Source organism: Duganella sp. P38 (assembly GCF_050859475.1).
Taxonomy (GTDB): domain Bacteria; phylum Pseudomonadota; class Gammaproteobacteria; order Burkholderiales; family Burkholderiaceae_D; genus Rugamonas.
In genome coordinates this window covers 4,374,983-4,398,076 of the sequence record NZ_CP193936.1, presented here as the reverse complement: position 1 = coordinate 4,398,076, position 23,094 = coordinate 4,374,983, and the positions used below count along the sequence as shown (strand labels likewise).

Below are 23,094 nucleotides of genomic sequence, written 5' to 3'. Positions count from 1 at the left end.
TGGTACGTCTGCCATGGACACGCATGCCCACAAAAAGGATAACGATGGATTCGCAAGCCAAGCCGACTTTGAATGCCAACCCGCCTAAACGCAGCCGCAAGCTTCTCGGCAGCGTGATCGCCGTCGCCGTGATGGCGGCCCTCGGCGGGCTGGCGTGGTATCTGACGCACCAGCCAGCGACGCCGGCCGGCGGCGCCAGTGCGCAAGGTCCGGGCGGTCCTGGTCCGGGCGGTCCGGGCGGTGGTGGCCGCCGCGCGCCGGCCACCACGGTCGGCGTGGCGACCGCCGAAAAGGCCGATATCCCGGTCACGCTGGAAGCGCTGGGCACCGTCACGGCTGCGGCCACCACCACGGTGCGGCCGCAAGTGTCCGGCATCTTGCAGAGTGTTTTGTACAAGGAGGGCCAGATGGTCAAGGCCGGCCAGGTGCTGGCGCAGATCGATCCGCGCCAGTTCGAGATGGCGCTGATGCAGGCCACCGGCACGCGCCAGCGCGATGAGGCGCAGCTGGAAAACGCCAGGCTGACGCTGAACCGCTACCGCACGCTGCTGACCCAGGACTCGATCGCGCGCCAGGACGTGGACACGCAGGCGGCGCTGGTCAAGCAGCTGGAAGGCACGGTCATGACCGACAAGGCGGCCGAGGGCACGGCCAGGCTGAATCTGGGCTACACCAAGGTGGTGGCGCCGATCTCCGGCCGGGTGGGCTTGCGCACGGTCGATATCGGCAACCTGGTCGGCTCCAGCGACACCAGCGGCATCGCCGTGATTACCCAGCTGTCGCCGATCGATGTCGAATTCTCGATCCCGCAGGACAGCGTGCCGGCGGTGGCGCAGCGCGTCAACGAGGGCGCGTCGCTGCCGGCGCTGGCGCTGGACCGCAGCCGCACCAATACGCTGGACGGCGGCAAATTCCACGCGATGGATAACCAGATCGACACCTCGACCGGCACGGTCAAGGCCAAGGCGCGCTTCACCAACGCCAAGTCGACGCTGTTCCCGAGCCAGTTCGTCAACGTGCGCCTGGAGCTGAACACCATCAAGGACGCCATCATGGTGCCGGTGACGGCGCTGCGCCACGGCACCAGCGGCGATTTCGTCTACGTGCTGAAGGAAGACAAGACCGTCACCGTGCGCGCGGTCAAGCGCGGCGCCTCGACCGTCGACAAGGTGCAGATCACCGAAGGCCTGAAGCTGGGCGAGCAAGTCATCACCGAGGGCGCCGACCGCCTGAAGGAAGGCGCCAAGGTTACGCTGCCGGGCGCCAGGGCGGCCGGCGCGGGCGGTGACGGCGCCGCCAAGGGCGAACACCATCGCCGCCACAAGGACGGCGCCGCCAAACAGGAAGGCGCGGCGAAACAATGAGTCCATCCGCACCATTCATCCAGCGCCCGGTAGCGACCTCGCTGCTGATGCTGGCCATCGTCCTGGCGGGCATTGTCGGCTTCCGCTTCCTGCCGCTGTCGGCGCTGCCGCAGGTCGATTTCCCGACCATCCAGGTGCAGACGCTGTACCCGGGCGGCAGCCCCGAAGTGATGGCGCAAACCGTGACCGCGCCGCTGGAGCGCCAGTTCGGCCAGATGGCAGGCCTGTCGCGCATGAGTTCCACCAGCGCCTCCGGCGTCTCCATCATCACCTTGCAGTTCGGCCTGGGCCAGTCGCTGGACGTGGCCGAGCAGGAAGTGCAGGCGGCGATCAACGCCGGCTCCTCGCTGCTGCCGACCGACCTGCCGGCGCCACCGGTCTACGCCAAGGTCAATCCGGCCGACGCGCCGGTGCTGACGCTGGCCATCACCTCCGACACGATGCCGCTGACCGAGGTGCAGAACATCGTCAATACCCGCCTGGCGCTGAAGATCAGCCAGGTCTCCGGCGTCGGCCTGGTCACGCTCAGCGGCGGCCAGCGGCCGGCGGTGCGGATTCAGGCCGACACCAACGCGCTGGCCTCGTATGGCCTCGGCCTCGACACGCTGCGCACGGCCATCACCGCCGCCAACGCCAACGGCGCCAAGGGCAGCTTCGATGGCCCGACGCGCGCCTACACCATCAACGCCAACGACCAGCTGGTGACCGCCAGGGATTACAAAGAGCTGATCCTGACCTACAAGAACGGCGCGCCGGTGCGCCTGGCCGACGTGGCGCAGGTGGTCGACAGCGCCGAGAACGTGGAGCTGGGCGCCTGGGCCAACGACAAGCAGGCCATCATCCTCAATGTGCAGCGCCAGCCCGGCGCCAACGTCATCGCCACCGTGGACGCCATCAAGGCGCGCCTGCCGGAGCTGCAAGCCGGCCTGCCGGGCGCGATGCAGGTCGAGGTGCTGAGCGACCGCACCAAGGGCATCCGCGCCTCGGTCGAACACGTGGAGATGGAACTGGTGCTGGCCGTGGTGCTGGTGGTGCTGGTGATCTTCGCCTTCCTGCATAGCCTGCGCGCGACCGTGATCGCCAGCCTGTCGGTGCCGATCTCGCTGATCGGCACCTGCGGCGTGATGTACTTGCTCGGCTACAGCCTGAACAACCTGTCGCTGATGGCGCTGACCATCGCCACCGGCTTTGTCGTCGACGACGCCATCGTCATGATCGAGAACATCGCCCGCTACATCGAGGAAGGCGAAACGCCGATGGCCGCCGCGCTGAAGGGCGCCAAGCAGATCGGCTTCACGATCATTTCGCTGACGGTGTCGCTGATCGCGGTGCTGATTCCGCTGCTGTTCATGGGCGACGTGGTGGGGCGCCTGTTCCGCGAGTTCGCCATCTCGCTGGCGATCACCATCCTGATTTCCGCCGTGGTGTCGCTGACGCTGGTGCCGATGATGTCCGGCCGCTGGCTCAAACCGCACGGCGAGGAAAAGCAAAGCCGCTTCGCGCTGCGCTTCCAGCAGTTCTTCGACTGGGTCATCGGCCATTACGACAAGTCGCTGACCTGGGTGATCAAACATAGCGGCCTGACGCTGCTGGTGGCGCTGGCCACCTTGCTGCTGACGGTGCTGCTGTACGTGGTGATTCCGAAAGGCCTGTTCCCGACGCAGGACACCGGCCAGTTGCAGGCGCGCCTGGAAACCGGCAAGGCCGTCTCGTATGAAAAGATGGCGGCACTGCAGCAGCAGGCGGCCAAGGCCATCCTCGAGGATGCGGCGGTGGAGAACCTTAGTTCCGTGGTCGGCGTGGATGCGGCCAACAACACCATGCTGCACACCGGCAGCATGCTGATTAACCTGAAGCGGGAAGGGCGCGGCAACCAGCAGGAAACCATGGACCGCCTGCGCAACCGCGTGGCGCAGATTCCCGGCCTGACGCTGTATCTGCAACCGACCCAGGATTTGACGATTGACGCGGAAACCGGCCCGACCCAGTTCCGCGTGTCGATCGAAGGCGCCGACAACGCCACCGTCAACGAGTGGGCCACCAAACTGGCCAACCAGATGCGCACCAAGTCGCAACTGCGCAACGTGGTGTCGGACGTGGGCGCCAGCGCCGCCGCGGCCTACGTCAGCGTCGACCGCGACACCGCGTCGCGCCTGTCGGTGACCGCCGCCGCCATCGACGACGCGCTGTACAGCGCCTTCGGCCAGCGCATCGTGTCCACCATCTTCACCGAGACCAACCAGTACCGCGTGATCCTGGAGGCGCGCCGCGACGATATCGCCACGCCGGCCGACCTGGGCAACCTGCAACTGAAGACCGGCTCCGGCAAGGCCACGCCGCTGTCGGCGGTGGCTTCCGTCACCGAGCGCCAGGCGCCGTTGCAGATCACCCATGTGGCGCAGTATCCGGCCACCACGCTGGGCTTCGATACCGCGTCCGGCGTGTCGCTGGGCACCGCCGTCGATAGCATCAAGCAGGCCGCCGCCGAGATTCACCTGCCAGCTGCGGTCACGCTGACCTTCCTCGGCGCCTCGGGCGCGTACCAGAATTCGCTAAACAACCAACTGTGGCTGATCCTGGCCGCCGTGGTCTGCGTGTATATCGTGCTGGGCGTGCTGTATGAGAGCTACATCCACCCGCTGACCATTCTGTCGACGCTGCCGTCGGCCGGCGTCGGCGCCTTGCTGGCGCTGTGGGTGTCGGGGCAGGACCTGGGCGTGATCGGCATTATCGGCATTATTCTGCTGATCGGCATCGTCAAGAAGAACGCCATCATGATGATCGACTTCGCCATCGAGGCGGAGCGCGACGAGGGCAAGCCGCCGCGCGAGGCGATCCACCAGGCGGCGCTGCTGCGCTTCCGTCCTATTCTGATGACGACACTGGCCGCGCTGTTCGCCGCCGTGCCGCTGATGCTGGGCTGGGGCGAGGGTTCGGAGCTGCGCCGTCCACTGGGCCTGGCCATCTTCGGCGGCCTGATTGTCAGCCAGCTGCTCACGCTGTACACCACGCCGGTGATCTACCTCGGCTTCGACAGCCTGGCGCGCCGCCTGCGCGGCCGCTCGGGCAACGACCGCAAGCCGCAGGCTGAAGGCGGTGCCGCGTGAACCTGTCCTCGCCATTCGTCAAGCGCCCGATCGCCACCGTCCTGTTGACGATCGGCGTGGCGCTGGCCGGCATCGGCGCCTTCTTCGTGCTGCCGGTGGCGCCGCTGCCGCAGGTGGACTTCCCGATCATTTCGGTGAACGCCACGGTGCCGGGCGCCAGCCCGTCGACCATGGCCACCAGCGTGGCCACGCCGCTGGAGCGGCACCTGGGCACCATCGCCGGCGTCAACGAGATGACGTCGCAGTCCAGCACCAGTACCGCCAACGTGATCCTGCAGTTCGACTTGAACCGCAATGTCGATTCGGTGGCGCGCGAGGTGCAGGCGGCGATCAACGCCAGCCGCGTCGACCTGCCGGCCACGCTGCGCAGCAATCCGACCTACCGCAAGGCCAACACTTCCGGCTCGCCGGCCATCATCCTCGCGCTGACCTCCAAGACCCGCACGCCGGGCCAGATCTACGATTCGGTGTCCAACATCGTGCTGCAACGCCTGTCGCAGGTGACCGGCGTGGGCGACGTGGAACTGGGCGGCAGTTCGCTGCCGGCGGTGCGGGTGGAACTGAACCCTTACGCGTTGAACAAGCAGGGCCTGTCGATGGAGGACGTGCGCGCCGCCATCCAGGCCGCCAACGCCAACCGGCCGCGCGGCGCCATTCAAGGCAACGGCCGCCGGCTGCAAATCTATTCCGAGTCGGCCAACGCCGTCGGCGGCCGCAGCGCCGCCGATTACCGCCAGCTGATCGTCGGCGTGCGCAACGACGTGCCGATCCGTCTGCAGGACGTGGCGGAAGTGGTGGACGGCGTCGAGGACCAGAACAACCTCGGGCTGTTCAACGGCGAGCCGGCCATTATCGTGCTGCTGCGCTCCCAGGCCGGCGCCAACGTCATCGAGACGGTGGACAGCGTGCGCGCACAGCTGCCGATGCTGCAGGCGCAGTTGCCACCGGACGTCAAGATCCAGGTGGCCAGCGACAGCACCAATTCGATCCGCTCGTCGCTGCATGAAATCGAGGTTACGCTGATCATCTCCATCCTGCTGGTGGTGCTGGTGGTCAGCGTCTTCCTGCGCAATGTGCGCGCCACCATCGTGCCGACGGTGGCGACGGTGGTTTCGCTGCTGGGCACCTTCGGCGTCATGTACATGCTGGGTTTCAGCCTGAACAACCTGTCGCTGATGGCGCTGACCGTGGCCACCGGCTTCGTCGTCGATGACGCCATCGTGGTGCTGGAAAATACCACCCGCCACATCGAGGCCGGCATGGACCGCTTCGAGGCGGCGCTGCTGGGCGCGCGCGAGGTCGGTTTCACCGTGCTGTCGATCAGCCTTTCGCTGATCGCCGTGTTCATTCCGCTGCTGTTCATGGGCGGCCAGTTCGGCGCGCTGTTCAAGGAATTCGCGGTAACGCTGTCGGCGGCGGTGATGATCTCGCTGGTGATCTCGCTGACCACCACGCCGATGATGTGCGCCTGGCTGCTCAAGCCGGGCGGGCACGAGGCCAAACCGCAGGGCCGCGTGGCGCGCTTCTTCGAGCGCGGTTTCGACGCCATCCTGCGCGGCTACGCCCATGCGCTGGACTGGGCGTTGCACAGCGTGTGGATCGTGATGGCCAGCCTGGTGTTCGTCATCGGCCTGAATTTCTACCTGTTCGCGGCCATCCCCAAGGGCGGCTTCCCGCAGCAGGACACGGGCCAGATCAGCGGCGGCATCCGCGCCGACCAGAGCATCTCGTTCCAGGCCATGCAGGGCAAGCTGCGCCAGCTGGTCAACGTCATCAAGGACGATCCGGCGGTCGATACGGTGGTCGGCTTTACCGGCGGCCGCCGCGCCGGCGGCGGCTTCATGTTCATCAACCTGAAGCCGGCCAGCCAGCGCGACGTGGCGGGGCAGGCGGTGATCGCGCGCCTGCGGCCCAAGCTGGCGAAGATCACCGGCGTCAGCCTGTTCCTCAGCCCCGTGCAGGACTTGCGCTCCGGCGGCCGCTCGGCCAACGCCAATTACCAGTACACGCTGAAGTCCGACAACCAGGCCGACCTGAAAAAGTGGGCGGCGCGTCTGGCCGAGGCGATGAAGACGCAGAAGGCGCTGACCGACGTGGATTCCGACCAGGCCGAAAACGGCGTCGAGACCTTCGTCACCATCGACAAGGACAGCGCCTCGCGCCTCGGCATCTCGACCAAGGATATCGACAACGCGTTGTACAACAGCTTCGGCCAGCGCCAGGTGGCGACTATCTACAGCGAGCTGAATCAGTACCACGTGATCATGGAGGTGCCGCGCGAGTTCGCGCGCAGCCCGAATGCGCTGAACGATGTGTATGTGCCGTCCAAGGGCTTGCCGTCGCCGACCGCCGATAACCCGAGCGGCGCCGCCACCGTGACCACCACCACCACTTCGTCCACCGGCGCCACCACCACCACGTCGACCGCTGCCAACGTCGCCGCGCCGGCGGTGAAGGATGCCTCGTCCGGCTCCGCGCTGAGCACCGCCACCACCACCATGGTGCCTTTGTCGACGGTGGCCAGCTTCGCCGAAAGCTCGGCGGCCACCTCGATCAACCACCAGGACGGCGAGCTGGCCACCACCATCGCCTTCAACCTGGTGGAAGGCTACAGCCTGTCCGACGCGGCGGCCGCCATCGCCGACGCCGAGGCGGAAATCGCCATGCCGAACAATGTGCGCGGCAGCTTCGCCGGTTCGGCCAAGCAGGCGCAGGAGAGCAACAAGTCGCTGCCGCTGCTGATCCTGGCCGCCATCGTGGTGATCTACATCGTGCTGGGCATCCTGTACGAAAGCCTGGTGCACCCGGTGACTGTGCTGACCACGCTGCCGTCTGCCGGCGTTGGCGCGGTGCTGGCGCTGTTGATCTTCAAGATGGAGTTCTCGACGATTGCGCTGATCGGCATCTTCCTGCTGATCGGTATCGTCAAGAAGAACGCCATCATGATCATCGACTTCGCGCTGGAAGCGGAGCGCTCGCGCGGCCTGTCGCCGCTGGAGGCGGTGCGCGAGGCCTGCCTGCTGCGCTTCCGGCCGATCCTGATGACCACCGTGGCGGCGGCGCTGGGCGCGCTGCCGCTGGCGATCGGCTTCGGCGAAGGCTCGGAGCTGCGCCAGCCGCTCGGCGTGGCCATCATCGGTGGCCTGATCGCCAGCCAGATGTTGACGCTGCTGACGACGCCCGTGGTCTATATCCTGATGGACAAGCTGCGCCGCCGCAGCCCGTCCGAACAACAACTAAGCCGCATCCATAGCGACGAAACGCCGATTACACCATGAGCAAACACGCATCCTCTCCCCGTTATTCCCTGATCGCGCTGGCCGTGGCGTCGGCGCTGCTGGCCGGCTGCGCGGTCACGCCGGCCTACAAGGTGCCGGAAACGCAGGCGCCAGCGGCCTACAAGGAAACGCCGAGCGACGCCGACAAGGCGGCTGCCGGCTGGACTGCCGCCGCGCCGGCCGACACGCTGGAACGCGGCCCGTGGTGGCAGCTGTTCGGCGATCCGCTGCTGAACCAGATGGCCGACAGCATCGAGGTCAATAACCAGAACGTGGCCGCCGCCGTGGCGTCCTACGCGCAGGCGCGCGCGCTGGTGGCCGAGCAGCGCGCGTCGCTGTTCCCGAGTGTGGCGCTGAACGGCAGCGCCACCCGCTCCGGCGGCGGCGACAACACGCAGACGGCCAACCAGTACCGGGCCAACATCGGCGCCAGCTGGGAGCCGGACGTGTGGGGCAAGCTGCGCGCCGGCGTCGGCAACGCGAATGCCAGCTTGCAGGCCAGCGCCGCCGACCTGGCCGCCGCGCGCCTGTCGGCGCAGGGCGAACTGGCCACCAATTACTTCTCGCTGCGCCAGACCGACGCCGAAAAGGCGCTGCTGGACGCCACGGTGGAAGGCTATGAGCGCGTGCTGCAAATCACGCAAAACCGTTTCGACGCCGGCATCGCCGCCAAGTCCGATCTGTTGCAGGCGCAAACGCAACTGGCCAGCGCGCGCATCGACCAGATCACGCTGGTGCGCCAGCGCGCCACGCTGGAACACGCGATCGCGGTCCTGCTGGGCAAGCCGGCCGGCGACTTCACGCTGGCGCCGGCCGAGTGGAAGATCGCCGTGCCGGACGTGCCGGCCGGCGTGCCATCGACGCTGTTGCAGCGCCGCCCGGACATCGCCGCCGCCGAGCGCCGCGTGGCCGCCGCCAACGAGAACATCGGCATCGCCCGCAGCGCCTACTTCCCGAGCCTGAACCTGACCGGCTCTTATGGCTACGGTTCGTCGTCTACCGGCGGCTTGTTCAACGCCTCCAATAATCTGTGGTCGCTGGGCCTGACGGCGGCGCAGACGCTGTTCGACGCTGGCGCCATCAAGGCGCGCGTCAGCGGCGCCGAGGCGGCGCGCGACCAGGCCATCGCCACCTATCGCCAGACGGTGCTGACGGCGTTTGCCGATGTCGAGAACCAGCTGGCAGCCACGCGCACGCTGGCGCAGCAGCAGGATCTGCGCAAGGCAGCGTCGGAAGCGGCCGACCAGGTCGAGGTGCAGATGTTGAACCGCTACCGCGCGGGGCAGGTCAGCTACAGCGATGTGGTGACCGCGCAGCAGACCGCGCTGACCGCGCGCCGCGCGCTGGTGCAGGCGCAGGCGGATCGCCAGACTACCGCCATTGCCCTGATCCAGTCGCTGGGCGGCGGCTGGCACGCGGCCGAGTAGCCGTCGTCCCCGCCTGCGCGGGGACGACGGAGGGGCGCGGGGACGACGGGGGCTGGCTTGGCTTTATAATACTGGCGCCGAAATCAATCAGGGGCCCTTATCTTGTTTAAATACCTAGTCATTCCCGCCGCAGTGCTGTGCGCCACAAGCGCTTACGCCGACGAAGGCCAATGGCAGCCGTACCAGCTGCCGCAACTGAAATCCGAACTGAAACGCGTCGGCATCGCCATCCCGGCGGAAAAGCTGGCCGACCTGTCGAAGCACCCGATGAGCGCCATCGTGTCGCTGGGCGGCTGCTCGGCGTCGTTCGTCTCGGATGCCGGCCTGGTAGTCACCAACCACCACTGCGCGTACGGCGCCATCCAGCGCAACTCCACGCCCGAACACAACTACATCGCCAACGGCTTCCTGGCCAAGACCCGCGACGCCGAGCTGCCGGGCGGCCCGAACACGCTGGTGTACGTGACCGACAAGGTGGAAAACGTCACCGCCCGCGTGCTGAAAGACGTTACGCCTTCGATGAGCGGCAAGGCCCGCAGCGTGGCCGTGGACAAGGCCATCAAGTCGCTGATCGCCGAATGCGAGAGCGACAAGTTCTACCGCTGCTCGGTGCCGGCCTTCCATCGCGGCCTGGAATACTACCGCATTCGCCAGATGATGATCCGCGACGTGCGCCTGGTCTACGCGCCGGCCAACTCGCTGGGCGATTTCGGCGGCGACGTCGATAACTACGAATGGCCGCGCCACGTCGGCGACTATTCCTTCCTGCGCGCCTACGTCGGCAAGGATGGCCGTCCCGCCGATCCGTCGGCGGACAACGTGCCGTACAAATCCAAGGACTTCCTGGTCGTCTCGGCGCAAGGCCTGAAGAACGGCGATCCGGTGCTGCTGGCCGGCTATCCTGGCCGCACCAGCCGCTACAAGCTGCCGTCGGAGATCCGCTTCGCGCGCGACGCCGCCTATCCGGCCAAGGCCGACGAGATCCAGTCCGACCTGGACGTGATCGCCGCCGCCACCAAGGACAGCGCCGCCAACGCGGTGCGCTATGCCAGCGTGGTCAAGGGCCTGAATAATGTGATGAAGAAAACCCGCGGCCTGATGGACGGCTTCGCGCGCAAGGACATCGCCGCCATCAAGGACGTGCAGGACGCCGAGTTCCGCGCCTGGTATGCAAAACAGCCCAACGCCGACAAGAAGCTGCTGCAGGAACTGGATGCGCTGATCGCCGCCGACATCGCCCTCAGCGGCGAGGAGTTTGGCTACAGCGTGGCGGTGACCAGCGACCTGCTGAAGTCTGCCTCGTCGCTGTACCGCCTGGCGCAGGAAAGCGCCAAGCCGGACGCCGAGCGTGAGCTGGGCTATCAGCAGCGCGACCTGAGCTTCATCAAGGCGCGCCTGAATCGCCTGGAACAGTCGTATGTCGGCAGTGTCGACCAGGCCCGCTTCACGGCCGCGCTGCAACGTTACGCCAAGCTGCCGCAGGCCATGCACGTCGAAGGCCTCGATGCGCTGCTGCCGGCGGTGGACGCGGTGCCGGCGCTGTACGCGCAGTCGCAGCTGGGCGATACCGCCGCGCGCCTGTCGTGGATCGGCAAGGACGCCGGCGCGGTGCAGGCGTCGAAGGATGCCTTCATCCAGCTGGCGGTCAAGCTGGATGGCGTGAACCAGTCGCTGATCGAGCGCCGCAAGGAGCTTGATGGCAACCTGGAACGCGTGATCCCGCAGTACATGGCGGCGGTCATCGCGTGGAAGAAATCGCAGGGCAAGCCGGTCTACCCGGACGCCAATTCGACGCTGCGCGTGACCTATGGCACCGTGTCGCCGTATTCGCCGAAGGACGGCATTACCAAGGGGCCGTTCACCACCGTCGAGGGCATCGTCGAGAAGAACACCGGCAAGGCGCCGTTCGACGCGCCGCAAAACCTGCTCGATGCGATCAAGGCCAAGCGCTACGGCCAGTTCAAGGACCCGGTGCTGGGCACTGTGCCGGTCGATTTCCTGACCAGCGCCGATACCACCGGCGGCAACTCCGGTTCGGCGGTGATGAACAAGCACGGCGAGCTGATTGGCCTGAACTTCGATTCGACCTACGAGTCGATCACCAAGGACTGGTACTTCGACCGCGACATCACCCGCGCCATCCATCTGGATATCCGGTATATGCTGTGGGTGATGGCGGAAGTCGACCATGCCGACAATCTGCTCAAAGAGATGACCATCAAGTATCCTAAAAATGACGACCTTGCAGCTCCTGTTAAGTTACGCGAACACGCCTTTGCACCTGGCAGTCTTCGCCACGACCCCGCTGGAGCTGCTGTCGTTCCTGCTGTCGGTGGCGACGGTGTGGCTGAATATCCGCCAGAGCCATTGGGCCTGGCTGTTCGCCATCATTTCGTCTGCCACCTACGGCCTGGTGTTTTATGGTTCGCGCCTGTATGGCGACATGGGCCTGCAACTGGTGTTTATCACCGTGTCGATTTTCGGCTGGTATCAGTGGCTGCATGGGGATGACCGCCATGACAGGCTGCCGGTGACATCGCTGACGGCGCGCGGGCGCGTGATCGCCGGCGTGGCCTGGCTGGCGGGCTTTGTGGCGCTGGCCTGGTTCCTCAAGAACTATACCGATACCGACGTGCCGAAGTCGGACGCGTTTCTTACCGCCGGCTCGCTGGTCGGCCAGCTGCTGCTGTCGCGCAAAAAGATCGAGAACTGGCATGTGTGGATCATTGTCGATGTATTGTATGTGGCGCTCTATCTGCATAAGCACCTGATGCTGACTGCGATTTTGTACGCGGTGTTCGTTGGGATGGCGGTGATCGGCCTGCGCGCGTGGAGCGGCGATACGCATGGCGGCGGCCGCAGGCTGGCGCTGGAATGAGCGCCTCATCGGCGCCGCTGCGCATTGCCATTCTCGGCACGGCGTCCTCCGGCAAGACCACGCTGGCCGCCGCGCTGGCGGAGCGTTATCAGACGCTTTGGGTGCCGGAGTATCTGCGCGAGTTCGTCGATACGCAAGGCCGTGTGCCGGTGGCGGCGGACCAGATCCATATCGCGCGCACCCAGCGCGCGCATGAAGATGCCGCCGCGCCGCGCGCGCGGGGCTACCTGTTTTGCGATACCACGCCGCTGATGACGGCGGTGTACAGCCGCCATTATTTCGGCGGTATCGATGCCGGGCTGGCCCCGCTGGCCGACGCGCACGCGCGCGACTATGCGCTGACGCTGGTGACCGCGCCCGATATTCCGTGGGTGGCCGATGGTTTGCAGCGCGAGAGCGAGGAGGTGAGCGTTACCATCCATCGCCTGCTGCATGAGGAGTTGGCGGCACGTGGGATTTCCTTTGTGCCGATCAGTGGTGGTATGACCGAACGCCTTGCCCAGGCGGACGAGCCACTACGTCGCTGCCGCGCAGGCGGGAACCCATAGAACGCTTGCCTGCCAGCCCAGCATGGGTTCCCGCCTGCGCGGGAACGACGACGGCGGGGTCAGAGGTCGACGGTGGCCGAAATGCGCACCGTGCGTGAGGCGCCCGGCATCAGGTAGCCGCCCAGGTCCGGCGTGACGTCGCGCCAGTAGAACTTGTCGAACACATTATCCACCCCCGCGCGGAAGGTGGTGCCGACGCCGCCGATGCGCGTGGCATACGACGCGCTCAGATTCGTCACATGGTACTTCGGCACAAACACCGTATTGGCCGCGTCAAACGCCTTCTTGCCCGAATACTGCCAGTTGGCGCCAACCTTCAGGCCCGCCACCGCCGGCACCGCGTAATCCGCATACACCGATGACTTGAAGGCGGCGACGTCGGTAACGCGCTTGCCATCCAGTTCCGCCGACCCGGTGCCGCTTTGCCGCGTGTTCAGCGCGGTGGCCGAGACGCCGACATTCAAATCGCGGTTGACGCGGCCGTTCAGCCCCAGTTCCAGGCCGCGGTTCTGCGCCTCGCCGTTGCGCACGTAGTAGTTGGCGGCGTCGGTGTATTCCAGCCCTTTGCGGATCTGGAACAGCGCCACGGTCGCGCTCAGGTCCGGGCGGATGTCGGCCTTGATGCCCACTTCCACTTGTTTCGATTTGCCCGGCTCCAGCGCGCGGTGCTGGTTTCCGGTGCCCATCGGCGCCACGCCGCCGTGTTCCAGGCCCTGCGCATACGACACATAGGTCGAGACGTTGGGACGCACGGCGTACACCAGCGCCACGTTCGGCAGCCAGAAGCCGATGTCGGTGTGGGCGTAAGGCAGCACGACGCCGTTGTCGTCGGCGCCGACATATTCGTCGCGCTTGACCTGCACGTAGCGCGCGCCGGCGTGCAGCTTCAGTTGTTCGCTGATGCTGACGATATCCTGCGCGAACAGCGCGCGCTCGTTGTCGCGGCGGCGCTCCGAGACGGGACCGCTGCTGCCCGGCGCCGGCGCTACCGCCACCGGGTGGTAGATATTGCTGGTGCCCGACCAGTCGTACAAATAGTCGCCCCATTTTTCGCGATTCTTGAAGAACGACGCGCCGATGGTGAGGTCGTGCCCGACGGTCCCGGTGGCGAAGCGGCCCTGCAGCAGCGCCTGGGCGGTCAGCGGCGCTTTTTTCTCGCCCAGGCTGATGTAGTTGTAGACGTCGTAGTCGCCGTTGCCGCAGAAGCCAGGATACAGTTCCTGCGCGGCGCAGCCGTAAGGGAAGGCGGTGTAGTCGTCGCGCTTGAAGTGGTGCTGGTTGGCGCTGACGGTGGCGCGCCACTCGGGCGAGAATTGGTATTCGAAACGCGCGCCGACGTTGCTGCTGGTGGTTTCCACCGGGCGGCTCCACGGCTGGTCGTTGAGCAGCTGGTCGGCCGGCACGTCGGGCAGCGTGGCGTTGTTGAGCAGCTGGTAGCCGGGCGCGGTGATTTGCGACTTGCGTTGGTAGTCGGCGTCGATCTGCAGCAGCGCCTGCGGCGACAGGCGCCAGTCGAAGGCGGCCGAGACGAATTTGCGGTTGCCGTCGGCGCCCTTGATGTAGGAGCGCAGCCGTTCGCCGGCGACGTTGACGCGGTAACCGAAGTCGCTGCCGGCGAAGCGGCCGCCGACGTCCAGCGCGCCGTACAGCGTGCCGCGCTCGCGCGCTTCCAGCACCACGGTGCGCAGCGGCGTGTCGGTCGGGCGCTTGGTGACGTAGTTGACGATGCCGCCCGGCGCGGCGACGCCGGCCTGCAGGCCGGACAGGCCCTTGAGCACTTCCAGCCGTTCCTTGTTTTCCAGCGGGATTTGGGTGTCGCCGGCGATCGCCATGCCGTCCTTGCGGTAGCTCGACGCGTTATCGAGCTTGAAGCCGCGGATCGAGAACTGCTCGGCGTAGCCGACCGCGTTGTAGGCGTCGCTCAGGCTGGCGTCGTAGCGGGCGGCGTCGGTGGTCGAGCGGATTTGCAGGTCCAGCATCTGCTGCGCGGTCAGCACGCTGACCGAGGCCGGCGTTTCCAGCAGCGGGGCGTTGCTGAAGCCGGCCACGCTGGCCGCGCCGGCGCGGGTCTTGGCGGCGCTGACCACCACTTCCTGCATGGTTTGCTCGGCGGCTGCCTCGTCGGCCGCGTGCGCGCCGCCGGTGGTGATCTGTAAAACCGCCAGGGCGATGGCGGACACTGCGAAGTTTGGTGTGGACATATCTGCTCTCTACGTGTTCGGCTGGAACGCCGGCGAAGAGAGCCATCAAAGGAGGGGAGACCGACTTTTGCGCTTTCCTTCGCTGGCATTATCCAGATCAGGTACGAAGGGTATCTCTCACCCGGAAACGATGTTCCAGGACCCCTAGCGAGGCGCCAGTGTAACACAGTTGTCATGCCGCGCCAGCAGGCGAGGTGCCGTGCGCCGCGTTTTGCGCGGCGTCGCTACACTTCCGACTTGCGCCGCCACAGGGCGGCGGTTGAAAGGATTTGAATGAAGCAGTCGTATCAAGAGGGGAGCTGGTTTGCCGTGCCATTGCTGGACGGCGGCTACGGTTGGGGTCTGGTGGCGCGCATGACGCCGGGTAGCAAAATCATGCTGGCCTATCTGTTCGGCCCCAAGCTGCCGCGCTTTCCGGCGGTGGAGGAGTTGAACACGCTGCGCCCGCAGGACGCGGTCAAGGTGCTGCGCTGCGGCGACATGGCGCTGGCCAGCGGCCACTGGCGCGTGCTGGGCGAGATCGATGTGTGGCAGCCGGCCATGTGGCCGGTGCCGCAGTTCCTGCGCCGCGCCGACGCCCTCAGGCGCGCGTGGCGTGTGACATATGCCGACAGCGATCCGGGCCGCTCGGAGCGCGAGGAGTCGGTGCCGTATGAAACCCAGGGCCTGGACGCCGATTCGCTGTACGGCTACGGCTCGGTCGAGCTATTGCTGACCAAGCTGCTGGAAGCGCCGGACCACCCGATCAACCAGCAGGCTGGCGCGCAGAGTCAGCGCAGTTGACATTCCACGCCGCGTATTCGCCGCGGCTCTTGCGCACCGCCACCCGCACCAGCGTGTCGCGGTCGCTCTCGAACACCATGCCGACCATGGCCGGGGCGCCGTTGGCCGGCGCCGCCGGTTCGATCGCGGCCAGCCGGAAGGTCAGCGAACGCTGGCGCGCGCACGACGAATTGCCGGCAAATAGCAGGCGGGCGCGGGCCAGCAGCGTGCGGTGCTGCCAGATCAGCGCGGTGACGTCGTCCGGGTGCACCGCCGGGTCCATGCGGGTGGTGTAGCGGGCGGCCGTGCAAATCACTTTTGGCGTGGCCAGCCAGACTTGCCATTCCGGCGGCGCCGCCGACGGCGCCCAGCGCTGGCCGGCCGGCGCCTTGGGATTGTAGATGTAGCTGGTGCGGATTTGCCGGCACAGTTCCGGCGTGTGGTGGCGCGGCGCCGAGTCGACCCGGGCGATCACCCGCCACGGCTCGCCGCGGCGGCGCTGGATGTCGAACGTCGGCGCGAACAGCGCCGCGCCGCCGCTGACGCCGGCCGGCACCTGCTGGCGGTAGTAAGCCTCGAACGATGCGCGCTCCTCGTCGCTGGCCGCGCGCGTCTGCGTTGCGTCCGCCTTGGCCGTGGCGGCGGCGCGGGCACGGCCGCCGCTGGCCGCCTCGCCTGGCGGGGCAGGGGCCGCCGCAGCCGCGCTGCCGGCCGCCGGCAGCGTTGCCAACAACGCCAACAACGCCAGCGGCGCGCCGGAATGCAGGGGATGGCGCATCACAGGCCTTTCATGACGATCTGGATCTGCAAGCCGCCGCCGTCGCGGTTGCGCACCTGCAGTTCGGCGTCGTGGCGGCCGACCACGCGGTCGACGATCGCCAGCCCGAGGCCGGCGCCGTTGGCCTGGCCGCGTGCCTCGTCGAGCCGGGTGAAGGGCTTGAGCAGTTGCTCGATCTGCGCCGCCGGCACGCCGGGGCCGTGGTCCTGCACCTCGATGGTGACCCGCTTGGCGCCGTGCGCGCCCTTGACGCTGCAGCGCAGGTCGATCTCGGTGTAGTCCTGGCCCGGCGTCTTGCCGTAGCGGCGGGCGTTTTCGATCAGGTTGTTAATCACGCGCTTGATGTCGGTGGCGTTGCCCATGGCGTGCGCGCCGGGGGCGATGTCGGTGCTGATGCGCACGTCCGGCAGGCGCGCCGCCTCGTGCGCGGTGTCGCGCAGCAGCTCGCTGAGGTCGACGTCGAGGAAGCTCGACGCCTCGGTCGGCTTGGCGTAGTCGAGGAACTGGCCGATGATGGCGTCCATCTGGCCGATGTCGGACTGCATGCCTTCGCGCGCCGCCTCCGACAGGTTGGCCATCTCGACTTCCAGCTGCATGCGCGCCAGCGGCGTGCGCAGGTCGTGCGAAATGCCGGCCAGGATCACCGCGCGGTCCGATTCGACCTGCTGCAGCTGGTCGACCATCTGGTTGAAGCTGCGGTTGGCCTCGATGATTTCGCGCGGCCCCTTTTCCGGCAGCGGCGCCGGCCGCCTGCCTTGGGCGAAGGCGCGCGTGGCCTGGGTCAGCCGGCGCAGCGGCAGGTTGACCAGGCTGGAGATCAGCGCCGCGCCCAGCAGCGACACCAGCGACACCACGCTGGCCCAGCCGAGCCACTGGATGCCGGTCAGGCCGCGGATGCGCTCGCGTTCGAGCATCAGCCAGTAGCGGTCGTCGTCGATGTTGAAGCTGACCCAGAAGCCGGCCACGCCGTTGACCTTGGACGAGAAGCGGGTGTCGGCGCCCAGCTTGGCCTTGACCAGCTTTTCGATGTCCGGCATCAGCGCGTTGTCGGCCGGCGGCGCCACCACGTCGTCGTCCTCCAGCGTGAACACGCGGATGCCCTCGTTGGCGACCAGCTCGAACAGCAGCTCGCGCCGCAGCTCGGGCGCGGCGTGGGTCAGCGCGGCGTGGGTGATGGTGACCACCGAGATCACCTGGGCCGAGATCTGCTGCACCTGCGGCTCGTGCTGCACCACGCTGATCATGCCGACCCAGGCCGTCATGCTGGTGGTCGTCAGCGCGCCGAGCAGGAAGAAGGTGCGCCAGAACAGGCCGCTTTTAAGCGCGGCCAGGCGCAGCCCGAGGGCGCGCCGGACTAGGGGAGCTGCAAAGCCATAACCGTCCGCTCAGCGCGGTTGTCCCTCCGGGATGAAGACATAGCCCAGGCCCCAGACGGTCTGGATGTAAAGCGGGCTGGACGGATCGGGCTCGATCAGCTTGCGCAGGCGCGAGATCTGCACGTCCAGGCTGCGGTCGAACACCTCGTACTCGCGCCCGCGCGCCAGTTCCATCAGCTTTTCGCGCGACAGCGGCTGGCGCGCGTGGCGCGCGAACACCTTCAGCACCGAGAATTCGCCGGTGGTCAGCGGCACCGTCTCGCCGTTTTTCTTCAGCGTGCGCGTGCCGAGGTCGAGCACGAACTGGCCGAACTCGAAGGTCTGCGGCGTTTCCGACGGCGCGCCGGGGATCTCGTCCGGGCCGCGGCGGCGCAGCACGGCGCCGATGCGCGCCACCAGCTCACGCGGGTTGAACGGCTTGGGCAGGTAGTCGTCGGCGCCCATTTCCAGGCCGACGATGCGGTCGACATCCTCGCCCTTGGCGGTCAGCATGATGATCGGCGTCTGGTCGCCGGCGCCGCGCAGGCGGCGGCAGATCGACAGCCCGTCCTCGCCGGGCAGCATCAGGTCCAGCACCAGCAGGTCGTAGCGTTCGCGCAGCCACAGCTTGTTCATCGCGGTGGCGCTTTCGGCGGTGAAGACGTTGAAGCCCTGTTCGGTCAGGTAGCGGCGCAGCAGGTCGCGCAGGCGCACGTCGTCGTCCACCACCATGATCTTGGCGGCGTGACCGGGCGTGTTGGCGGCGGCCGGGTGGCCGGCATCGGTGGTTGTACTAGTCATTTGGCAGCCAGATTTGTCTTATTCATGTTGCTATGGTAACGTCATATTCGTCCTGGGAAAACGCGCACGGGATAAGTCATTACAAAGTGTTACAAACTTTACCCAATTCGCCTTATCACCTCCGACAAACCATCTTACACTGCCGGCATAGAGTCAGCTTTCCAGGGAACGCCATGTTCATCGATCACAAAAAAATCCGCGGCAGCTAGCGCATCTTTTTGCGTTCGATTCAGCGTGGCTGCCGCGCTGTCCTGCGCCGCGCTTGGCGCCGCCTGGGCGCAGGAGCGGCGCGAGTCGCAGCAGCAGGTGCAGCAGGTCCAGCGTTTTGAGCAGCGCGAGCAGCGCGTCGACCCGCGCCAGTTCGAGGCCCGCAACTATGAGCTGCGCGCCGACGAGCAGCGCCGCGCCATGCAGGAGGCCAGCCGCAACGCCGAGATGAGCCGCCGCGTCGGCCGCATGACGCCGGACGAGCGGCGCGACCTGCGCCGCCAGATCAACGAGGCCAGTCAGGATCTGTACTCGGTGCCGCCCAAGCGTTAATCCACGGCAAGCAAACATCAAGCAGCCATAAAGTTGTTATTCGCGTACTATTGATTTGTATCAATATTCGCACACATCGCGCCCGGCCGGGCGCTTTCCATCTGGTTTTCCCTTGGTCTGCGTGTAATATTAATTTATTACACGCAACGCCCTCCGGCGGCCTGCGTGCCGTTGGGAGGATGACCGTGGTACACGACGTTGCACCCGCAGCGCTAGCCGCCGGCCAGGAGCCACAAGCGCCCGGCCCCGGCTTGCCCCTTGGTTTGCTGAAGCGCGCGGACGGGATTTATATTGATCTGGGCATGCCGGCGCCGGCCCTGGCGGCGGCGGTCGGCCACCTGTTCGGGTCCGGCTGGTTTCTGGCCGGCCTCGATTATCCGGCGCTGATCAAGGCGCTGTACGGCGTCGGCCCCGACCTCGGCGGCCTGCAGGCGTTGCGCCTGGCGGCCGCCGCGCTGCCATTCGCGCCGGAACGGCTGGCGCTGTACCAGCCGCCCCGGATGAGCCTGACCTACGCCGAGTATTATTTCCAGCCGCTGTATTTCGAGGAAGTCACGCTGCCCGACGGCACGCTGCTGCCGGAGCGCCCGGCGCGGCTCGACAGCGACGAGTTCGTCGCGTGGATGTGGACCCAGGGCGTCCGCTTCGGCATCGACGTCGCGGCCGTGCGGATGGCGCTGGCCGGCGGCAAGGCCGAGCGCATCACCTTTGCCTCCGACCTGGCGCCGGCGCCCGGGCGCGACGCCGCCGTGATCGAGGTGTCGGCAGCGCTGCACCGCAGCGACGCGCCCAAGGCGCGCGCCGACGGCCGCATCGACCTGCAGAGCTTCCAGAACCGCTTCCCGCAGATCAAGGCCGGCGTGCGCCTGCTGAAGAAGCAGGAGGCCGTGCCGGGCCTGCCGGGCTTCGACCTTGCCGGGCGCCGCACCGAGCCGCCGCCGCCGCGCGAGCTGACCCTGGCGCTGCTGGCCGGCGAGGGCACCGAGGCGCGCCGCTGCGAGGACGGCGAGTATCTGCTGTCGACGCGCGACGGCTTTCTCAGCGTCGACGCCAAGTCCAACCGCGTCGCCGTCACCGACAAGATCGTCAGCCTGGAGGGCGTCAGCGGCCGCACCACCGGCAACCTGCAACTGGCCGGCGCCTACGAGGAGTATGGCGACGTGCAGGAGCAGCGTGAGCTGACCGGCAGCGACATCACCGTGCACGGCGACGTCTACGGCAATATCCATTCGCGCGGCGGCGCCGTGCGGCTCGGGCGCAACCTGGTCGGCGGCAGCGTGCACAACGCCGCCGGCGAAATCCGCATCGCCGGCGTGGCGTCGAACGCGGTGATCCATGCGGCCGACGGCGCTGTCAGCGTGCGGCGCGCCGAGAACTGCGTGATTTCCGCCACCCGGGTCCAGGTCGACGAGGCGTCCAACTGCGAGATCATCGGCGACGAGGTGCGGGTGACGCTGGCCGAGGGCTGCGCCATCGCCGGCCGCAATGTCGAAGTGGAGAGCGCCGGTCCGCGCCGCCGCACCGAGATGGTGATCCATGTGCTGGTCAAGGATGTGACGCAGTTCGACCGCCAGATCGCCGAGCTGGAGCTGCGCCTGGCCGCCTTTGCCCAGGCCAATGCCGATGGCGAGCGCGAGATCGCCCGCCTGTCGGCCTTGCCGGATGTGCGCCGCTACCTGGCGCTGGCGGCCAAGCTGCGCACCCAGGAGCTGCTGCTGACCGCCGAGCAGGGCCAGCACCTGCGCAAGATCGCCGCCGCCGTGGCCGCAGAGATGCAGGCGCTGACCCGGCAGAAGCAGGATCTGCAGGTCGGCCTGACCCAGCACAAGCTGCTGCGGGACCGGCTGGCGCAGCTGCTGGCGCAGCAGGCCGAGGCGGCCGGCGTGGCGCGCTGCGGCCTGCACCTGGCCACCGGCGAGACGGTGGTGCGCACCTTGCCGTTCACCGGCGAGGCGGCGCTGCTGCGCCAGCTGCCGGCGCGGGAGCTCAAGCAGCGCCTGCGCGGCAGCGCCAACGGCGGCCAGTTGCTGTTTGCCGACAGCGCCGGTTCGCTCGACTGGCACCTGCAGCCGCGCCCGCGGCCGGCGCCGTGATGCGGCTGGCGCTGGACCGCCGTAAATGCTAATCTTGGGCTACTATTTTCCTGGGGATTAGACTGTGTCAGACGAGGCGACGGCGCTGCAACCACCTGCCGATGGCGAGCTGCCGGCCGCGATCGTCCAGCGCGAGGACGGCGTGTTTTTCAAGGCCGACGCCACGGCGCTGGCCTGCCTGACCGGCGTCAGCCAGATCTTCATGAGCAGCGCCTTTTTCGGCGGCCTCGATTACGCCGTCTTCAGCAAGATGCTCTACAACGTCGGCCCCGACCTGCCCGAGGCGCTGCGCGCGCAGCCGCTGCTGCGCTTTGCCGACATCATCCTGCCGTTCCATGCGGCGCGGCGCGCGCTGTACAAGACGGTCAAGGTCATCAACGGCGAGGCCGAGTATTACTTCGAGCAGGTGTTCATGGAGTTGCCCGGCCTGCCGCCGCAGCCGGCGCGGCTCAATTTCGACGAGTTTGTCGCCGACATGTGGGCCAAGGGCATCCGCTTCGGCATCGATGCGCCGGCCGTGCGCGACGTCATCGCCAGCGGCCGCCTGGCGCGCATCATCGTCGCCCGCCGCCTGAACGCGGTGCCGGGGCGCGACGCCGCCATCGTCGAGGTGTCGCAGGATATCCACCGCAGCAACGCGCCCAAGGACATGGGCGAGGGACGGCTGGACTTGCAGACTTTCCAGAACCGCTTCCCGCAGGTGAAACCCAACGTCAAGTTGCTGCGCAAGGTGCCGCGCGCGCCCGGTGTGCGCGGCTATGAGCTGTCCGGCCTGGTGCTGGAGCCGCCGCTGCCCAAGGATATCGAGCTGGCCGCGGTGGCCGGCGAGGGGACGGTGATCGAGCACCTGCGCGGCGGCGAGTTCCTGCTGTCGGCGGTCGAGGGTTTTCTGAGCGTCGATCCGGGCAGCAAGCGCTTGTCGATCGGGCCGAAGATCATCAGCCGCGAGGGCGTCAGCGCGCGCACCACCGGCAATCTGCAATTGACCGCCGAGTACGAGGAGTTCGGCGACGTGCAGGAGCAGCGCGTGGTCGAAGGCGGCAACATCACGATCCACGGCAATGTGTTCGGCAACATCATTTCGCGCGGCGGCGATATCGCGTTGAACAAAAATCTGATGAGCGGCAGCGCCACCAACGCCGATGGCGCCATCCGCGTGCGCGGCGTGGCATCGGGCGCGGTGCTGCAGACCCGGCATGGCGAAATCGCCTTGTCGCGCGCCGAGAGCTGCATTATTTCCGGCACCCGCGTGGTGATCGGGGAGGCCAGCAACTGCGAGATCATCGCCGAGGAGGTGGTGATCAAGGTGGCGGAGGGCTGCGCCATCGCCGCCCGCAAGATCGAGATCGTCCACGCCGGCCCGCGCAAGCAGAGCGAGATGCTGTTGTACGCGCTGGTGCCCGATACCGCGCAGTACGACAAGAAGCTCGACGCGCTGCGCCCGCGCGTGGCGGCGGCCGCGCGCGAGGCCGAGGCGCGCAAGGCCGAGATGGACGGGATCACCGGCCAGACCGAGGTGCGCAATTATTTGACGCTGGCCACGCGTGTGCGCAAACGCGAGGTGACGCTAACGCCAGAGCAGCTGCCGCTGTTCCAGAAGATGGCTGAGGCGGTCGGGCCGGCGCTGCGCCAGGTGGCGAAGATTTCGCTGGCGATGAAGGCGGCGCAGGTGCAGCAGGAGCAGGCGCACGAGGAGGTCAATCAGGTGCTGCGCCAGAAGCAGGCCATGCAGCGCGGCTCGCGTTGCGTGGTGGAGCTGCTGACCGGCGATGTGCTGCTGCGGACCATGAGCTTTGTGCCGGGCGAGGCGCCGCCGTACGACCGGCCGCCGAAGGAGGTCAAGGCGCGCGTGCGCACCGCCGAGCCGGGCATGACGGTGCTGCATAGCGGCGCAGTCGGCCCGATCAACTGGGCGCCCAAGGTCGACGACTAGCGCGGCCGCAGGCGGCTGCCCTGGCCGGC

At 67.3% G+C, this 23,094-nt stretch carries 14 protein-coding genes, 1 pseudogene and 1 riboswitch; of the genes and pseudogenes, 11 read left to right on the top strand and 4 right to left on the bottom strand.

What is annotated here, in order from left to right; genetic code table 11:
• Positions 1-44 precede the first annotated feature (44 nt).
• The 7 genes and pseudogenes from ACRQ5J_RS20400 (at position 45) to ACRQ5J_RS20370 (ending at position 12,602) form a co-directional block, all read left to right on the top strand.
• Positions 45-1,364: an MdtA/MuxA family multidrug efflux RND transporter periplasmic adaptor subunit gene (locus tag ACRQ5J_RS20400; RefSeq protein WP_432379300.1), complete on the top strand. Its 1,320-nt coding sequence runs from the start codon at positions 45-47 to the stop codon at positions 1,362-1,364.
• Positions 1,361-4,471 (top strand): efflux RND transporter permease subunit, encoded by a 3,111-nt coding sequence (locus tag ACRQ5J_RS20395; RefSeq protein ID WP_432379299.1) that lies wholly within the window; start codon positions 1,361-1,363, stop codon positions 4,469-4,471. Before ACRQ5J_RS20400 ends, ACRQ5J_RS20395 begins: the two co-directional genes overlap by 4 nt.
• Positions 4,468-7,749: an efflux RND transporter permease subunit gene (locus ACRQ5J_RS20390; protein WP_432379297.1), complete on the top strand. Its 3,282-nt coding sequence runs from the start codon at positions 4,468-4,470 to the stop codon at positions 7,747-7,749. The genes ACRQ5J_RS20395 and ACRQ5J_RS20390 overlap by 4 nt, the downstream gene beginning before the upstream one ends.
• Complete coding sequence (locus tag ACRQ5J_RS20385) at positions 7,746-9,176, top strand: efflux transporter outer membrane subunit (RefSeq protein WP_432379295.1); 1,431 nt, start codon at positions 7,746-7,748, stop codon at positions 9,174-9,176. The genes ACRQ5J_RS20390 and ACRQ5J_RS20385 overlap by 4 nt, the downstream gene beginning before the upstream one ends.
• Before the next feature lie 102 nt (positions 9,177-9,278).
• Positions 9,279-11,408 (top strand): annotated as a pseudogene (locus ACRQ5J_RS20380) (S46 family peptidase); the annotation flags it as partial.
• Position 11,409: 1 nt separating this feature from the next.
• Complete coding sequence (gene pnuC, locus ACRQ5J_RS20375; RefSeq protein ID WP_432379294.1) at positions 11,410-12,054, top strand: nicotinamide riboside transporter PnuC; 645 nt, start codon at positions 11,410-11,412, stop codon at positions 12,052-12,054.
• Complete coding sequence (locus ACRQ5J_RS20370) at positions 12,051-12,602, top strand: AAA family ATPase (RefSeq protein WP_432379292.1); 552 nt, start codon at positions 12,051-12,053, stop codon at positions 12,600-12,602. The genes pnuC and ACRQ5J_RS20370 overlap by 4 nt, the downstream gene beginning before the upstream one ends.
• A 59-nt stretch (positions 12,603-12,661) precedes the next feature.
• Here the strand turns inward: ACRQ5J_RS20370 and ACRQ5J_RS20365 are convergent, their stop codons facing one another.
• The gene (locus tag ACRQ5J_RS20365; RefSeq protein WP_432379290.1) at positions 12,662-14,803 is read right to left on the bottom strand and encodes a TonB-dependent siderophore receptor; all 2,142 of its coding nucleotides are present in this window, start codon (positions 14,801-14,803) and stop codon (positions 12,662-12,664) included.
• A gap of 57 nt (positions 14,804-14,860) precedes the next feature.
• Positions 14,861-14,959: riboswitch (TPP riboswitch) on the bottom strand.
• 117 nt (positions 14,960-15,076) lie between these two features.
• Between ACRQ5J_RS20365 and ACRQ5J_RS20360 the strand changes: the two genes are divergently transcribed.
• Complete coding sequence (locus ACRQ5J_RS20360) at positions 15,077-15,586, top strand: Imm26 family immunity protein (RefSeq protein ID WP_432379288.1); 510 nt, start codon at positions 15,077-15,079, stop codon at positions 15,584-15,586.
• Here the strand turns inward: ACRQ5J_RS20360 and ACRQ5J_RS20355 are convergent.
• The 3 genes from ACRQ5J_RS20355 to ompR form a co-directional block, all read right to left on the bottom strand.
• Complete coding sequence (locus ACRQ5J_RS20355; protein WP_432379286.1) at positions 15,549-16,343, bottom strand: hypothetical protein; 795 nt, start codon at positions 16,341-16,343, stop codon at positions 15,549-15,551. The two genes, ACRQ5J_RS20360 and ACRQ5J_RS20355, sit on opposite strands and share 38 nt — an antisense overlap.
• Complete coding sequence (locus ACRQ5J_RS20350; RefSeq protein ID WP_432379284.1) at positions 16,343-17,605, bottom strand: ATP-binding protein; 1,263 nt, start codon at positions 17,603-17,605, stop codon at positions 16,343-16,345. The genes ACRQ5J_RS20355 and ACRQ5J_RS20350 overlap by 1 nt, the downstream gene beginning before the upstream one ends.
• A gap of 123 nt (positions 17,606-17,728) precedes the next feature.
• The gene (gene ompR, locus ACRQ5J_RS20345; RefSeq protein WP_304514953.1) at positions 17,729-18,430 is read right to left on the bottom strand and encodes an osmolarity response regulator transcription factor OmpR; all 702 of its coding nucleotides are present in this window, start codon (positions 18,428-18,430) and stop codon (positions 17,729-17,731) included.
• A gap of 303 nt (positions 18,431-18,733) precedes the next feature.
• Here ompR and ACRQ5J_RS20340 point away from each other — a divergent pair, with 303 nt between their 5' ends.
• From ACRQ5J_RS20340 to ACRQ5J_RS20330, 3 genes are all read left to right on the top strand, one after another.
• Positions 18,734-19,039 (top strand): hypothetical protein, encoded by a 306-nt coding sequence (locus ACRQ5J_RS20340; protein WP_432379282.1) that lies wholly within the window; start codon positions 18,734-18,736, stop codon positions 19,037-19,039.
• Positions 19,040-19,224: 185 nt separating this feature from the next.
• Positions 19,225-21,132 carry a flagellar assembly protein A gene (locus ACRQ5J_RS20335; RefSeq protein ID WP_432379280.1) on the top strand — a complete coding sequence of 636 codons (1,908 nt, stop codon included), beginning with the start codon at positions 19,225-19,227 and terminating at the stop codon, positions 21,130-21,132.
• 64 nt (positions 21,133-21,196) lie between these two features.
• Positions 21,197-23,065 (top strand): flagellar assembly protein A, encoded by a 1,869-nt coding sequence (locus tag ACRQ5J_RS20330; RefSeq protein ID WP_432379278.1) that lies wholly within the window; start codon positions 21,197-21,199, stop codon positions 23,063-23,065.
• The last annotated feature ends 29 nt before the right edge of the window (positions 23,066-23,094 follow it).

Bases quoted from the DNA above. Each gene is read 5' to 3' on its own strand.
- ACRQ5J_RS20400 (WP_432379300.1), top strand. From the start codon at position 45: ATGGATTCGCAAGCCAAGCCGACTTTGAATGCCAACCCGCCTAAACGC.
- ACRQ5J_RS20395 (WP_432379299.1), top strand. From the start codon at position 1,361: ATGAGTCCATCCGCACCATTCATCCAGCGCCCGGTAGCGACCTCGCTG.
- ACRQ5J_RS20385 (WP_432379295.1), top strand. From the start codon at position 7,746: ATGAGCAAACACGCATCCTCTCCCCGTTATTCCCTGATCGCGCTGGCC.
- pnuC (WP_432379294.1), top strand. From the start codon at position 11,410: ATGACGACCTTGCAGCTCCTGTTAAGTTACGCGAACACGCCTTTGCAC.
- ACRQ5J_RS20370 (WP_432379292.1), top strand. From the start codon at position 12,051: ATGAGCGCCTCATCGGCGCCGCTGCGCATTGCCATTCTCGGCACGGCG.
- ACRQ5J_RS20365 (WP_432379290.1), bottom strand. From the start codon at position 14,803: ATGTCCACACCAAACTTCGCAGTGTCCGCCATCGCCCTGGCGGTTTTA.
- ACRQ5J_RS20360 (WP_432379288.1), top strand. From the start codon at position 15,077: ATGAAGCAGTCGTATCAAGAGGGGAGCTGGTTTGCCGTGCCATTGCTG.
- ACRQ5J_RS20355 (WP_432379286.1), bottom strand. From the start codon at position 16,343: ATGCGCCATCCCCTGCATTCCGGCGCGCCGCTGGCGTTGTTGGCGTTG.
- ACRQ5J_RS20350 (WP_432379284.1), bottom strand. From the start codon at position 17,605: ATGACGGCCTGGGTCGGCATGATCAGCGTGGTGCAGCACGAGCCGCAG.
- ompR (WP_304514953.1), bottom strand. From the start codon at position 18,430: ATGGTGGTGGACGACGACGTGCGCCTGCGCGACCTGCTGCGCCGCTAC.